The sequence below is a fragment of the Dictyobacter arantiisoli genome, from assembly GCF_008326305.1.
Lineage (GTDB): Bacteria > Chloroflexota > Ktedonobacteria > Ktedonobacterales > Ktedonobacteraceae > Dictyobacter > Dictyobacter arantiisoli.
This window is the reverse complement of the sequence record NZ_BIXY01000009.1, coordinates 46,787-62,852: the sequence shown is the minus strand read 5'-3', so window position 1 is coordinate 62,852 and position 16,066 is coordinate 46,787. Positions and strand designations below refer to the sequence as shown.

The following is a 16,066-nucleotide window of genomic DNA, read 5'->3' as shown; positions in this document are numbered from 1 at the left end:
CATATTCACTCTCAGAGAGGCTATTTCATGGCGTTGACATTGGCTACAAAGTTCTTGGGAGTACCCAGGCCGGTGACATAGTCATAACCGGGATGCGCGGTGCATACAAACCCACAGGAGCCATTGGAGCCAGAGGTAATGTCATTGAAAGAGTCAGGCTGACTCTTGGCCAGGGTATAGAGCAAATCATCGGTGATTGGCTTGTTTACCAGCGCCGCAATACCAGTCCAGATAGGAGCAGCAACACTTGTGCCAGTTTCACTGGCCCATTTGCCCATTTCATAGGTAACGACCTCAGTGCCTGCCACCGCTGCCACATCGGGATTACCACGTAGCCCGTGCGATTGAGGAATATTATATGTCTTTTGATAGTCAGGCTCTGCATACAGAGAGCTACGTCCACCGCCAGAACCACTCCAGGCTGATTCTGTTGAACCACTCACCACGGTACCACCAACCGCAATCACCTCTGGATAAATGGAGGGTGGGGTAATCTGACCAGAACCATCATCACCCGAGGCCGCAAAGAGAGCCACATGATTGGGATTATTGGCATACAAGGATTCAAATTGCTTGCCAGTTCCATCAAAACCATAACTCATATTGATTGATTTCAATCCAGGAGTTTGCATGATATCGGCAGGGCCCCTGGCGATTGAGGTGTTATCAGAGTTCATAATGTAGAGCAAGATTTTTGCCTGTGGAGCAACAGCATGCATAAGCTCAACATCTAGAATACCTTCAGCAGGATCATAGCCTTTAGCAATCTTTTTGCCGCCCTGATACTTGATGGTCAAACAACCACTGGCAACATTACATGCTGGCAAACCAAACCGCTGGCTATAGGCATTCAAATCTGATTCCATCGATGGAATACCACCATCAATAACCTCTGCAATTGTTTGCCCGGCACCTCCATTAATGCCCGGTAAATTATACATTTTCCATAAATCTTGTGGCGTGAGACCAGAAATAGCACCAGGCTTGGCCGCAGCATGGGTATGTGTGATGTGCGTTCTCAGTGGCACCAGACGGGCCGGACCATTAAGTACGTGAGGATTTGCACCAGTTGCTGAAATAAAAGCTGTAGTAAGAAGTACGAAAGTAAGTATGATAGACCCGATAAAGATGCCGTTTGAGCGCTTGTAATTCCGTTCAGTACTTTCTCCCATAGCTACACTGCCATTTACATGCGAGGAAATACTATGCATACCATAACTATTCATCCAGTTGTCCTTACGTTAACTTGACATGTTAACATGTTCAACAGAGGTTAAATAAGGCCAATTCCGCTGTAATACATTGATAACAAGCTGATGACAATCTAGCGATAGCGAGCTGAAGTCAATTGCGCAACAGGAAATTTGGCAACAATAATGTAGTTCAGAACATATCGTGATCTTTTACGTTGCCAGATAAGACCAACAGTTTCTGAATCTTTTTACAAAAAGAGGAAGGCTTTTTGTATATTTATTGTTGTGAATATATTAACATGGATGAACTTGAAACAACTTGGATCACCATAACATGTAGCACAAATAGGCTACCAGCCAGTAAAAAACGGAGATAGCCACCTGGCTAGCTGTTAGTAGAAGTAAAAAAATGTGGAAACGAGCATCTGAAAATCCTGCTATATCGTGCTAATAGTAGCTCGCATGAAAAAAATACCAAGCCTGACTGAATAGGCGATCCAATTGTGGAAAGGATACAATGCATTCAATGGGTACCAATCAATATCATGAACCGGCCGAAGAACTTTCAACCGAGACACGCACTTTTGCTCGCATCATCACCTCTCTTCAAGAAGAATGCGAGGCGATTAACTGGTATCAGCAACGTATTTCAATTGAACTAGATCCTGATGCGAAAAAGATCATGGCCCATGCACAGGAAGAGGAATTCCTGCATTTCTCAATGGATCTAGAATTTCTCTTGCGTCGTACGCCAAAATGGCGTGTAGCAGCCAAAAATATTCTATTTCATGACGGGGATATTGTGGACAATGCGGAAAAAGGTGAGGAAGAGGAAGAGAAACTAGATTAAATGACAAAGGCGGGTGTGCTTGTGCACCCCGCCTCGTTTGAATAGATTCAGTATTATATTTAGCATGTACGTGCAATTGCAATCAAGTCTGCGAGCAATCCTTGGCCCGTCTGCAAACGACCGGCACCGGGACCACTGATCGTCACTGAGGGGAGCGAGTCACCCTCAAATGTAATCGCATTCATCACGCCATCAACCCTGGCTAATGCATCCGTCAAAGGTAAAGCTATAGGCTCCACGCGAGCAAGCAGAGGAGCAGAGGTATTATCCGCTGTGCGCGTCAATGAAGCCACCAGTTTGATGCGCTGATCCTTCTGTAAGGCCTGGTGTACCTGAGCTTTAGTAATCCCAGAAATACCTTGTCGATAGACCTCATCTGGTTTCAATGTCACGCCAAAAACCAGGGCTGCCAGAATGACGGTTTTAGCAACCACATCATAGCCTTCGACATCAGCGGTAGGATCTACCTCCGCATATCCCTGCGCCTGCGCCTCTGCCAGCACCTCGGCATAGTCTCGTCCCTGAGCCATCGCACTCAGGATATAATTTGTTGTTCCATTCAAGATGCCACGTACAGCGTGTATCGTCACGCCTGCCATTCCCTCGCGTACCGTACTCACCACAGGCGTCCCGGCCATCACTGTTGATTCCATGCGCAATTGCACGCCATGCTGTTGCGCTAACACAAACAACTCATGAGCGGCCAGAGCAGCTGGACCTTTGTTTGCCGTTACTACATGCATACCATGGGAGAGCGCAGTACGGATGTGGCTGATACCTGGTTCAGCATCCCGCAAATTCGTCCATGTAGCCTCAGCCAATATATCTGCGCCGGTGGCCTGCAAACCCTCCAGAGGACTCTGCCAATGCTGTACATCGGGATGCAACGTCAACGGCTGGCGCTGCTCCGCTAAAGAGAGTAGTGTCGGTATATCCAATCCTTCAGCGCGATAGATAAAGCCATGGCGTCCATTCGCGACACTTACGAGCGAAATATCGAGCGCGAAATCTTGACGCAATATTTCACGTTTGGTATGGATCAGCTCGGCCAGACCCTGACCAACCACCCCAAAGCCAATAATTGAAAGACGTATATGTTTCATCTGCAACAACCACCTATATCCATGATAATTTAAGACGATCCAGAATGCGCTTAAACGATCCTAGCTCTTGAACCCCTATACGCCGTGAAACACGTATGTACACGAACAGGGCCACAAAAACCTCAATACCCAGTTTAATGATAACCTCAATCGTTCCCAGGACACCTGTAGATTGTCTGTTAGTGGTATTCAACACAAAATCCAATACTTCACGGACCACAAACACAGCCACAGCCATCACCAGCGATGCCAGCAACACGCGCCCAATAAACACTAATAATGCTTTTGGTTGCATATCACCAATGCGCTGATCCAATAGCCAGAACAGGACGACCGCCTCTAGAATATTAGCAGCCGAAGTTGAGAAGGCCAGGCCAGCCAGTCCCCACCGTGTTCCCCATACAGCCGCATTCACCAGGATCAAGCTCAACGCGATCTTAAAAATGAATTGAGCAATACTCACAATAACCGGCGTCTTCGTATCACGCATGGCGTAGAATGAACGGGTCAAAAGTTCCACAACGCACAATCCAGCCAGACCAATCGAAAAAGCTGCCAGTGGAAAATACGTGGACTGAGCACTCTCGAAATTATAGTGACCATGCTGCAAAAGTACTTGAATTACAGGCAAACCAAGAATGATCAACCCGATACTTGACGGAATGGTAGTATACAAAATGCTACGCAGCGTATCCAAAATAGTGCTGCGAACCCGGTCAAAGCGACCTTTCGAAATATTCTCAGCCAGAGTAGGGAAAACCGCGGTAGCTGGCGACAAACCAAAAATACCATAAGGCAACAGAACCAATTGGAAAGCCTGATAATACTGCGTCACACCACCACCCGCAGTACCCACCACCAGCATAATCAAATCACGATCCACAAAGGTGGATAAATACACCATGGCCGAATTTCCAATGCGCGGCCCCATCTGTTTCGCAATCTGAATAATGCCTGGATCTTTCCAATCGAACGAACGGGTATATTTCATGCCAACTTTAAACATACCTGGAACTTGCACGCCAACCTGCACTAACGCGCCAATAACCACACCCCAGGTCGCTGCATAGACCGCAAAGATCGTATTATTCTGTCCGGTCAGGTAAAAGAACAAACCTGGAAGCAAGCCACCGATCAATCCAACATTGTAGAGTACAGATCCAATCGCCGAAAGCTTGAAATCCTGTTGCGCATTCAGAATCGAAGTAACAATCACGCCACTACCCAGAATCACTGATTGCAATAACATGATGCGTGTCAATGAAGCGATCAAATCCAGCTGTGCAGATGTTGCGCCCGCATTATATAAGGGAACCAGTTGACGCGCGAAAATGATACCCAGGGCAGCAAATATCGTCATCATGGCAATTGCCAGGTTCAATGCGGAACTAGCAATACGCCAGGCTTTACTTTGATCATTTTCACTGACCATATAGTTGGTAAAGACTGGAATAAAAGCTGAGCTTAGCGCACCACCTGACACAATGTTAAAAATCAAGTCAGGAACAAGAAAGGCCTGCAGATAGGCATCCGAGATGTTACTGGTGCCAAAGACAATGGCAAACATCGAGGAACGAAGAATACCGAGCACGCGACTGGCGACAAAGGCAATCGTCAGGATGGACATAGCCCGTCCTACACGGACTTTTTGCAACATGCCAGTATCTTGTGCCGACGCGGCCGCAGGCTGTAAAGCCGCTCCTGTTGCAACCTCACGCTTTGGCAGTTGCAACCCCTGAGGGCGCATGGTCGATGAGCGGACCGGCACGATTTCCTTCGCTTCATCTATAGGTTGTCCGGGCAATGAGATACGGGGCGAAAATTGCGGCGGTGAGGAAGGACTAAAAGGCGCCATCGGGGCCTCTTGACTTCCAGAACGTACACTCCCCTGTGGAGTGGGTGGCTGAGTATCAGGCTTGCCATCCTTCCAGGGAAACATCGCCGTCACATCTCCACCACGGATACGGCGCTGTTGTCGACGCATACGTTCCTCGCGTAATTGCTGTAAACGCTCCTGCCGTAGTTGTGCCATCGGCTGAGAAGGCTGTGGAACCTCAAAATATTGATATTCTGTTCCCTGACCAAAACCCAGCGTCATACCCATATCTTGTATAGGCTGTTGCGACTTCTGTTGATAGTGTTGCTGATATTTAGAAGAGCCCTTATCCTGCGGTGACTGAGGATTCTGAGCTCTTGGTGGCAAGCGATTTGACTGGGACCCTGGCGGAGAGGAGAACGACCGCGGAGGAGTACCAGAAGGAGACGGTGGCCTCACTTCTGTTGCATCCTGGTCATACTGCCAGCCGTAATATCCTTGCTGTTCTGATGGCCCCCGATCAGGCAGAGACCCTTGTTGTCCTTCGTTTTCCATGTTCTTCTCTATCGATAAATCGCGACGAGTACAACAACTCAGTCTAATTACATTTCTGTCTAGTATTGTGCGTCAAGCATACCATACGGACCTAACTTCTGACTAGAGGAATCGACGAATGGTACTTGCGCTTCACACAAGAAGCAGTCGCCCTTCAACCCGAGCAGAAAACCTGTGACAGGCGGAGTCTCTCCCCTGACAGATGTCTCATTCTTCCCAGGAATACACGGCGCGGCACTCTGAATACAGGAGATTATAGTGATACATTTGAAATACGTCAAAATTATGATATTTTCAGTCCTTCTGGTTCGTCTGGAATGGCAGAGGCAAACATGGGCATCGGGCGATATCAATACAATCAGTACCTGGTAGGTAGTTAGTTCTACAATTTGACACAATCGGAAAACACCTATACAATCCGACCATACACTACATGCGGAACAAGGGTATTCCGCTAGCAGTCAGAGAAAGACACAGGATTTGCTGTGAGGAGGCGTCATTTTTCATTATGAAGCATCTTAACGCCGTCATTTTAGCGGGTGGTAGTGGCACGCGCTTATGGCCCTTGAGTACACCGAGCTTTCCAAAACAATTTCTGCCACTTCCGAGTGGTCAAAGTATGATACAAGAAACCTTGGAACGTGTAGCTCCACTCGTAACCCCCCAGCAATCCTGGGTAGTTACAGGGGCAAACATGGCGGGCCTCGTACATGAACATTTGCCAACCATCCCCGAAACTCATATTCTGCGCGAACCGCTGGGACGTAACTCTGCTCCTGCCATTGTCTGGGCAGCCGAAACCATTGCCAGACAAGATCCCGATGCAGTTATGGCTATTTTTAGTGCTGATGCCGTTATTTTAGAAGTGGAGAATCTCAGGCAAACACTTCAACTGGCCTATCAACTAGCCGAGCAAGGGAAACTTGTGACAATTGGCATCCAGCCCACAAAGCCGGAGACAGGTTATGGCTACATTCGCTATGCGGAAGAGTTCAGCCAGGACTATGGCTATACAGCATTCCAGGTAGAACGTTTTGTTGAAAAACCCAATTTAGAGACCGCACAAAACTATATCCAGGATGGCCATTATGTATGGAATGCGGGTATTTTTATTTGGAGCGTAAAAGCTATTCTGGCCGAATTCCGCGATCATTTGCCTGAAATGGTGAAACATATCCAGGATATTGTAAGTGCAGGCCCCGATGAGAAGACACTACAGGAGCGTTGGCCTTCCTTACAATCAATATCAATTGATTATGGCATTCTAGAGAAGACCCAGAATCTGGTCGTGATACCTGCTCAGCTTGGTTGGAACGATGTTGGCAACTGGGAACAATATGGAGCACTCTTCCCTGCTGACGAACAGGGCATTCGCGCCGTTGGAGCACATATCGGTCTGGGAAGTCAAAATGTGATTGTCTATAATAATACCGCGCGACGCATTTATACGATTGGAATAGAAGATGTAATTGTTGTAGAGATGGAAGATATGACCGTCATCTGCCACAAAACACATGTTCAACGTGTCAAAGAATTAGCTGAACAACATCATAAAAAGGCCTGATGCACTATCACTCTTTTTCGTCCCCAGAAATAGCCAGGGATCTTCATTTCATTTCAGGAACAGAGAAATGAAATGAAGATCCCTGGCTATTTCTGTGTCTTGAAATTGCAATTGTCATGTTCCTTATACAAACACAAACATTCCAAAAACCTCAAGCATACTCAGAAACAAAGCATATGCTATAATTGTTGACAGATTGGTAGTGACTCGTCAGGAAGGGAGTTTGCCATGATGATCTCCAACTATACATTGTGCAATAACGCGCAACATGCCATTTACACAATTCCCCCTCAAAAGCGGACAAAAGCCTGCAGCCGATTGGAGCTCCGGATGTATAACGAATGATCCGGGATCTGTTCGTCTTCTAGAAGGCTATCTCATCAAGAAACAACTAGAAGCGGATAGCTATAGAGGCTACACCATGCAGATTGTAGCAACATACATATACAATCATAGATTACTATGATAGACTTTGTGCGCTACGTCCAACTGGTCACAGCGACAGAACAGTAACACAGCAGGCATGTCCCGTTAAGACAGCAGATGATACCCGACTATGTACGGGGGAGAAAACGCTTCAGCAACGCCCGCTTTGATTACAAGCAAACGCGTCCACGTATTCATATGCTGACGCTTCATTGTCACCCCTGTTCGCACTGTTCAATGGGAGGATGGAATGGGATCAAACAGATACAAATGTCATCAATACCAACAGAGCTATTTTCAGTGGGCTGCCAACCCGTGGAACTACATCGGGCAGGTAGGAATGTTTGTGGATAGAATGTAACGTAGCAAGGAAGGAAAAAATATGACTACCCGTCCATATCGTCAAGGTATCCCCGAGGAGATTCTCGCACTTTCTCATGAACGTGATCTCCTGCGACGCAAAGGACAATATGACCGTGCCGATATTCTCAAACAACAACTTGAGGAGGCTGGCTACGCGGTAAAAGATAATCCTCATGGCGCTCACCTGGTTATTCTTCCAAGTATCCTGGTGGATGGAACCCAATATCGCACCGCACGTCAGTTGCCCTCATTACTCAATGAGCCAGATCTCTGCACCTTTTCGATCAATATTCTGGCACAGAATGGGAATGAGCAGGCACGCCGCTGTGTCGAGAGCGTCCTACAGTTTGCGGGCACAACCTCGCTAGAGATCATGCTCATCGATAACTCATCACAAGATGGATTTGATAGCTGGGCAGAAAGGCTCCATGAGCGCGATGCCCGAGTTCATGTGGTGAGTACCACGCGCAAGGTAGGTATGGCTGAAGCATATAATCTCGGCTTCCAACAAAGCCGTGGGCATTATATTCTCCTGCTCGATACAAATGCCGAGCTGACAGGCGACATCTTTACAGCACTTGAACAGGTGCTCTCAGATCCAGAGGTGGGGCTGGCAGGTCCTCGTGGCTTACGCACCGAGGATATGCGCCACTTCGAGGAGACAACTGAAGATGAGGCCGAGGTGATTGATGGGCGCTGTATGGCCTTTCCGCGCGCCTTGCTGAAAAAAGCCGGTTTGCTCGATGAAGGATACCGCTATCCTGATTTCATGGATGTTGACTTTAGCTTTGCAATTCGCGATGCTGAGCTCAATGTGCTTCGCGTCCCTGATCTCCCTATCATCTTCCATCCCGCTTCGATCTATGCCGGCCTCTCTGACGCCGAACATACTCGGATCACCAAACGGAATTTTTATCGGTATCTCTCAAAATGGGGAGACCGTGACGATCTCTTACTCGGTGAATACGACGAAGATGAGGAAGATGAAGATGACGACGAGGATGAAGAATAACTGCTCTCGTCAAAACTTGTTGAGCTGCTGAAACTGCTGGGAGCGAATAACATATATTCGCTCCCTTTTTATTCTCTCATTCCAGGTACAACCCATACAGCTTTTCTTCTACGTCCCAAATCTTTGGGATCTCTGCCACGTATTCCAGGGAAGTCATTCCAACAAAGCTGATGCTATATATGCACATGAATACATATTTTTACGCTTTACTAAATTCTACAAGCCTGATACTTGTCTGCGTTGAAACAGACCACCCTTTCAGAACATTTCATCCTGCCGCCGTATAGCCAGACAACCTTTTGAAGGCAACTCCAGACAAATCCTAATCCTTCTTACAAAACATTCGCAAATCAAACAAATTCCATTGTTCTATCTTAGAGACAACATTCCTTCGCCGGCTAGAGGCATATGATATTATGTGAGTACATCCAGAAACAGGCCCATTTTCACAACCATGAAGAAAGGTCGTATCGACATTGCAAACGTATAAGAAACGTGAAGAAATTTCAACTCCCTACACCTGGAACCTTGAAAGCATCTATCCCACAAACAACGACTGGGAGCGGGATTTTCAAGCGGTGCAACAACGCCTACCCGAGTTTGAAGGACTCAAAGGAACGATCGCCAATGGCGGATCAGCCTTGCTAAAAGTCCTGCAAACACGGGATGAAATTTACGAAATACTCGAAAAGGTTTATGTCTATTCATCGATGCGCAAAGATGAAGATACTACGAATAGTAAGTATCTCGCCTTTGAAGATCGCGCGACGCAATTATTTGTACGCACGTCGACAGCGGCATCCTTCATCGAACCGGAAATTCTGGCCCTCTCACAGGAAACACTGGATCAATATATCCAGCAAACACCTGGCTTAGAGCTCTATAATATTCAGCTACAGGATCTCAATCGCAAGCGACCACACGTCCGTTCCTCGGAAGTTGAAGCGGTTCTGGCTGCGGCTGGTGAACTGGCAAGCGCACCAGATGCGATTTTCTCCATGATCGATAATGCCGATCTCAAATTGCCTTCCATTAGTAATGAAGAAGGCAAACAAGTAGAGCTCACACCGGGCAACTATACCACCTATCTGCGTAGCGCTGATCGCCGCGTACGTCAGGAAGCTTTTGAGGGCTTGCACAATACCTTCTTTAAGCAACGAAATACGCTGGCAGCAACGCTTGCTTCACAGGTAAAATCACACATCTTCTATGCGCGTCAGCGCAAGTATAGCTCAAGTCGTCAGAGCGCTCTGTCAGGCAATAATATTCCAGAAAGCGTCTATGACAATCTGATCATCGCAGTTGCTGAGAATATTCCGCTACTCAATCGCTATATGAAATTGCGCAAGCGCATGCTGAAGCTCGATGAACTGCATATGTATGATCTCTATACGCCCATTGTCGAAGAAATCAATGACACTGTGACGTATGAGCAGGCTCGTAACACTGTCTTAGAGGCCCTGGCTCCCCTGGGAGAAAACTATCTCTCAATTCTCAAGCAAGGCTTTGAACAACGTTGGATCGATGTCTACGAGACACCTGGGAAGCGCAGTGGTGCTTACAGTGGTGGTGCCTATGGAACACAACCTTTTATCCTGCTCAACTTCCAGGAGAAACGCGACAGCATGTTCACCCTGGCACATGAGTTAGGACATTCGATGCATTCCTATTTCACGCGCACCAACCAGCCCTATCAATATGGCGATTACACCATTTTTGTGGCTGAAGTAGCATCCACACTCAATGAAAATCTGCTCACCGAATATCTACTTAAAAATACTAACGATAAAGCGGTACAAATCGCTATCCTGAATCATTCGTTGGAAGATATTCGTGCGACCCTCTTCAGACAGACAATGTTTGCCGAGTTTGAGCAACAGATTCATAGTAATGCCGAACACGGAGAGTCCTTAACGGCCGATACCCTGACAGAGATGTATACGACACTCAACAAAAAGTATTATGGCGGCGAGGCTGTCATCGACGATCTGATTGGGATTGAGTGGGCTCGTATCCCTCACTTCTACTACAACTTCTATGTCTATCAGTACGCCACAGGTATCTCTGCCTCCGCAGCGTTGGCCCAGCAGATTCTGACTGAAGGACAACCAGCAGTCGAGCGCTATCTGAAATTCCTCAGCTCTGGCTCATCAGACTATAGCATTGAATTGTTGAAAAAAGCTGGTGTAGATATGACGACACCAGAACCAGTACATCAAGCCTTCAAACTCTTTGAAGCCCACCTCGATCAGTTAGAACAACTTCTGGGCTAACTTGTTCCTTTCCAATAGAGAGCATACAATCTGGCTGATTGTATGCTCTCTATTTTCCTCTACGACGACAGCTCAACCGATCATTTCTCCCTGCTTCATTTCACAAACTGCTAATCTCGTCATCCACCAGGGCGTTTGACGCTATATGTATCCTTTTTTAGCTCTCAAGAGTATTAAAAGAGGGGGTGGCGCTGAAGAGCGCTTCCTAGCTGTACAATACGAATTACCTTCAGTCAAAGGAGATTAAAATATGAGCAATGAGTATGAGAACAAAGACCTTGGAACCAAAGGTGATGAGAATACTTTAAAAGGCAAGGCAAAAGAGGCAGCAGGTAAGATACAGAGTGCCCTCGGTAAAGCAACAGACAATCCCAAGATCGAAGGCAAGGGCGATGCCAGGCAGGTTGAAGGAAAAACGCAGAAGACAGTCGGTCATACTGAGCGCAAGATCGACAACGCTCTTGATCCAGAAAAACCCTAACCGTCCATATCGGCCAAGGACCCGAACTTCGGAGACACGAAGACAAAGAGAAACGCAACCATTTTGAGTGGTTGCGTTTCTCTTTGTCTGGCAGAAGATTGTCAGGCTGGATTTAACCATTTACGACCATCTTCAGTAATTAAGGTTTCAGCTTCCCTGGGTCCCCACGTTCCAGCAGCATAGGGATACACCGTCTCAGATCCCATTTGCTTCCAGGCAGAGGTAATACTATCAATGATACGCCAGGAACATTCAATCTCATCACGGCGAATAAACAAGGTAGAATCACCAATAATACAGTCAGCAATCAAGCGTTCATAGGCATCTGGCAACTCAATATCAAAAGCGCTGTTGTAAGAGGCCGCCAGATCAATTGTAGTCAGTTGATTCGATGCACCTGGCACCTTGGCCCCGATCTTGAGGGAAATGCCTTCATCCGGCTGAATACGTAATATGAGTGTATTTGGTGTCAGAGAGGTTATCTCAGATGGCGTATAGAGTTGATGAGGTACGCGTTTGAATTGAATTGTTACCTCAGTACTACGTACAGGAAGATGCTTACCGGTCCGAATATAGAATGGCACGTCAGCCCAGCGCCAGTTCTCAATAAACAGCTTCAACGCCACATAGGTTTCTGTCGTCGAGGTTGGGCTTACACCTTTTTCATCTTTATAGCCCACGACTGGCTTACCATCCTGCATACCAGCGGTATATTGACCACGTACCGTCTGCTTTGCAACCTGCTCAGGTGTCAGCGGACGAATAGCGCGCAACACTTTCACTTTCTCATCGCGAATATCATCAGCAGAATATTCCGCGGGTGATTCCATCGCAATCAGAGAAAGGATCTGCATCACATGGTTCTGTACAATATCCTTAATTGCCCCGGCGGTTTCATAATACTCGGCACGGCTTTCGATACCCAGACTTTCAGCCACCACTATCTGCACATGATCAATATATTTTTGATTCCAGAGCGGCTCAAAAATACCATTGGCAAAACGGAACGCAATAATATTTTGCACCGTCTCTTTACCCATGTAATGATCGATACGGAAGACTTGCCCCTCATGGAACACCCGGGCAATCTCTTGATTCAATTTCTGGGCAGACTCCAAATCGTGTCCAAAGGGTTTCTCCGTAATAAGGCGAACCCAGTGCTGTTTGCCATTGGCATCGGCTGGCATTGGTTTAGCCAGACCAGCCTCACCCATATGAGCGATAATCTCTAAGTCAGTATCGGGAGGCGTCGCCAGATAAAAGAGCCGATTACCACTTGTGCCTTGCTCTTGATCTAATTTAGCAAGGAACTGGCCCAGACGTTTATATCCTTCACTGTCATCAAAATTCGACTGACAATAAAAGAGGTGTTGTGCAAAGGCTGTCTTACCGGCATCATCCAACTTATCATCGGCTGGCATATATTTATCAAGTGAGGTAAGAACCATAGAGCGCCAGGCATCATCATCCAGGGGACGACGTGCAAAAGCAACAATGCATATCTTTTCAGGTTGGGGATGATCATGAATAAGATGTGCTAACGTTGGTAAAATCTTCCGTTGCGCCAGGTCACCTGTGGCTCCAAACAAAACAATCACACACGGATCAGGTGTGCGCCCATCTTGCCAGATAATATGCTTCTTCAATTTATGGGCATTCTGTATTTCCGCTTGTTGAGTCATAAACATTGCTCCTAATCAGATTTTGCTAAATCGCCTCTATGATATATACGCAGCAACCAGACTACTCTTGGACACTTTTTCAAGTAATCAGAGAAACAGGCAAGATATAAGCGATACATCCATCATCATTCCTCGCGCTCACATCAAATAAGCAAAGAGAAAGGGTATCCTTTATTGGACACCCCTCAGTTCATCAATCACAGCTAGCGGATTTTCTTTTTACGGGGAGCACTTTCCTTCACATGTCTCGCAAACTGGAATGGTGGGCTGGCCAATATCAATGCGATGAGGACACAGAACACAATAGGAGCCAGGATCGCCAGAGTAACAGGCGCGGCAAGCGAGGCGTGAAACAATCCCAGACATGCAAACTGTAATATGACCAGCAGGGCTAATAAACCAACTGAGGTAAGAACGGTTATGGTCTGCCAGCGCGAACGGGAACGCGTTTCAAGCACTTTCTGTCGCAATGCCGCCTGATCGCTCACGCTCTGTTGGAACTTCATCAGGCGTTGCCGCTCCTCATCTAATTGTTGGCGCTCATGGCCCAGAATTTCCGCCATACGACCCACTTCCCGTTTCAAGCGCAACGCCTCAGCCAGGAAGCGGTCCCCTTCGGCCTTAGCCTTGACTTCAACCGCTTTCACAAATATCTGAAGCGGCGCAGGTATCTCTGTTGAGGATAGATCAGTAATAGTTGCCAATTCACACAACTGCCGTTGTACTTCCATATCCACGCGCGCGGTAAAGCTCTGTGAGAAAGCTTGATACCTCTGCTCCAGGGACACATACTCCTCCTGAAGATGGTTGCGCTCCTCCATCAGCTCGAGCAGATGAGCTTGATAATGCGCAATCTCTTGCTGATGACCACGATGAATAATAGCCACATCATTATCAAAACCCGACTGCAAGGTGCTCTTTTCAGTATGGAGCTGTTGCAATTCCACGCGCAACTCATCTACTGCTGCCAGTAAATGACGATTTCCCTCACGCAACAAGTCTATTTGCCGCCAGGCCAATGTATCAGTTGTGGATTCACCGCCCAGGGAAAGTAAGACATCTTTCTGTGTCTGTTGCACAATTTGCTGCTGATGTTCATTTGAAGCACTATGGTATTCAAATGTATGGGGAAGCCGTTCCAGCGCCTCTGTTGTTTGTGAAATCACTTCCAGAGCCTCGGTGGTTTGGGGACCTGCTTCTAACGTTTCCGTTGTTTGTGAAATCACTTTCAGCACCTCGGTGGTTTGGAGAATTGCTCCAAGCTCCTCCGTCGTTTGTGAAACCTCTTCAGGTGAGAACATCGTACCTTTTACCTCCATCATGAGCAGCAAAAACGATTAGATGATTGTACATAGAATGCAACTACATTATTGAATGCTGCTTGTAATAGATTATGCACGGTCGTTCGCAATTATTCAAGGGCTTGTATTACAAAAGATAGTACAAAGTGGCTTAAATGCAGCATTGCCAATTGAAGATTCTGCAGCAAGCGATGAGTATTAGAACAAATGTAGCAACAACAGGAATGCAAATGTTCCTCTTATTAAAGACAGAAAGAGACAGACCGATTTCTCTCGCAAAGGACATTTGCATCCAGTACAACCAGAACAGATTCACACTAGCGAGCTTGATGACGTTGAGGAAGAGCGTCTTGCAGATGTTTGGCCATAAATGTTTGAATTACATGATCATATTGGAGAGGATTCCAACCATAAGCACCACAATGAATATTTGTGTCGACAAAGTATGTCTCTAATGGCGCTCCCTGGGCTGCTGCTTCAGCAGCCAGATGTTGAGCGTGCGCAAACGGGATCAGATTATCACCTGAAGAGTGAATTAATAAAATGGGAATAGAATGTTGCTGTAATATTTTTTTAGAGCGTTGCTTCCAACGCTTAAAGCTGGTATCAGGGCGAGCAATGACCGTAAAGCCATAGCGGATACGAAAATCAATGCGACTGATCGCAACAATAAACCAGGATGCTATTGTCACAAGAACTTGAGGCAACAGAATATGGGGATAGCGACCAGCCCACTCCTCTACCAGACGGAAAGCCACCAGACGGCGCAGAATATCGTCCGAACGTGCGTATGGACTATCCGCAATAATGGCCAGCACATCGGGATGCGGGGGCGTTAATAAAGCCACAGCAGCACCCATTGAAAAGCCATGAATGATGATCTTACCTGGCAAGGTTTCTGGTTGATGTCCAGCCACAAAAATGGCCGCCTCCATATCACGCACTTCAGCATTGCCAGCAGTTGTCATAACACTCTCGCTATCCCCATGTCCGCGAAAGTCGAAAAAGAGCACATTATAGCCACAGGCATACTCTAGTTGTGCTACAGGTCGCAAATGTGAGCGGGTAATACGATACCCATGACAGAGGATGATCGTTGGCGCTGGTACAGGTTGTGCCCAGAAGTCACCACAGAGCAGGGTGCCATCCACCGTCTTAAACAACAAAGGACGTTGTGCTAGCAGAGGTGGATCATCTGATAACATCTGAGGCATACCCCATTCCAGATCAGAGTCAGGTAATACCATATGCGGACGAGAGAACTCCTCAACAAAGAAATGCGCTACAAGAGCCAGACCACTTGTGACCGTAAGTCCCAGAATACTTGCTGTACTTGTTGCGATACCGACAGCCCAGCGATGTTGCCCAGCCATAGCAATCAACTCCTTTCAGGTGAAAAACGCGCTGGATCACCGACCACCATACGATTGCCGACCAAACAGAAGGA

General features: G+C 47.0%; 11 protein-coding genes. 5 read left to right on the top strand and 6 right to left on the bottom strand.

All coding sequences use genetic code 11. The annotated features are described in order from the left end of the window. Positions 1 to 20: 20 nt before the first annotated feature. Positions 21 to 1,226, bottom strand: a complete 1,206-nt coding sequence (locus tag F1593_RS04725; RefSeq protein WP_149400397.1) for a S53 family peptidase — start codon at positions 1,224 to 1,226, stop codon at positions 21 to 23. 493 nt (positions 1,227 to 1,719) lie between these two features. Between F1593_RS04725 and F1593_RS04720 the strand changes: the two genes are divergently transcribed. Continuing rightward, positions 1,720 to 2,043, top strand: a complete 324-nt coding sequence (locus F1593_RS04720) for a ferritin family protein (protein ID WP_149400396.1) — start codon at positions 1,720 to 1,722, stop codon at positions 2,041 to 2,043. 59 nt (positions 2,044 to 2,102) lie between these two features. Here the strand turns inward: F1593_RS04720 and F1593_RS04715 are convergent, their stop codons facing one another. Then, complete coding sequence (locus F1593_RS04715) at positions 2,103 to 3,146, bottom strand: homoserine dehydrogenase (protein ID WP_149400395.1); 1,044 nt, start codon at positions 3,144 to 3,146, stop codon at positions 2,103 to 2,105. Between the two features lie 13 nt (positions 3,147 to 3,159). Further along, positions 3,160 to 5,517, bottom strand: coding sequence for a murein biosynthesis integral membrane protein MurJ (gene murJ / locus F1593_RS04710; protein WP_149400394.1), 2,358 nt, complete (start codon positions 5,515 to 5,517; stop codon positions 3,160 to 3,162). 508 nt (positions 5,518 to 6,025) lie between these two features. Between murJ and F1593_RS04705 the strand changes: the two genes are divergently transcribed. The 4 genes from F1593_RS04705 (at position 6,026) to F1593_RS04690 (ending at position 11,636) form a co-directional block, all read left to right on the top strand. Continuing rightward, positions 6,026 to 7,081 (top strand): mannose-1-phosphate guanylyltransferase, encoded by a 1,056-nt coding sequence (locus tag F1593_RS04705; protein WP_172631860.1) that lies wholly within the window; start codon positions 6,026 to 6,028, stop codon positions 7,079 to 7,081. Between the two features lie 808 nt (positions 7,082 to 7,889). Further along, entirely contained in the window at positions 7,890 to 8,882 is a 993-nt protein-coding gene (locus F1593_RS04700) for a glycosyltransferase family 2 protein (protein ID WP_149400392.1), read from the top strand. 476 nt (positions 8,883 to 9,358) lie between these two features. Then, entirely contained in the window at positions 9,359 to 11,155 is a 1,797-nt protein-coding gene (gene pepF, locus F1593_RS04695; protein WP_149400391.1) for an oligoendopeptidase F, read from the top strand. Between the two features lie 250 nt (positions 11,156 to 11,405). Next, positions 11,406 to 11,636 carry a CsbD family protein gene (locus F1593_RS04690; protein WP_149400390.1) on the top strand — a complete coding sequence of 77 codons (231 nt, stop codon included), beginning with the start codon at positions 11,406 to 11,408 and terminating at the stop codon, positions 11,634 to 11,636. A 101-nt stretch (positions 11,637 to 11,737) separates the two neighbouring features. On the opposite strand, the gene zwf is transcribed toward F1593_RS04690, so the two are convergent. The 3 genes from zwf to F1593_RS04675 form a co-directional block, all read right to left on the bottom strand. Then, positions 11,738 to 13,318, bottom strand: a complete 1,581-nt coding sequence (zwf, locus tag F1593_RS04685; RefSeq protein ID WP_149400389.1) for a glucose-6-phosphate dehydrogenase — start codon at positions 13,316 to 13,318, stop codon at positions 11,738 to 11,740. A 203-nt stretch (positions 13,319 to 13,521) separates the two neighbouring features. Beyond that, on the bottom strand, positions 13,522 to 14,619 hold the full coding sequence (locus F1593_RS04680) for a hypothetical protein (RefSeq protein WP_149400388.1): 1,098 nt from the start codon (positions 14,617 to 14,619) through the stop codon (positions 13,522 to 13,524). 317 nt (positions 14,620 to 14,936) lie between these two features. Further along, entirely contained in the window at positions 14,937 to 15,992 is a 1,056-nt protein-coding gene (locus F1593_RS04675; protein WP_149400387.1) for an alpha/beta hydrolase, read from the bottom strand. Positions 15,993 to 16,066 lie beyond the last annotated feature (74 nt).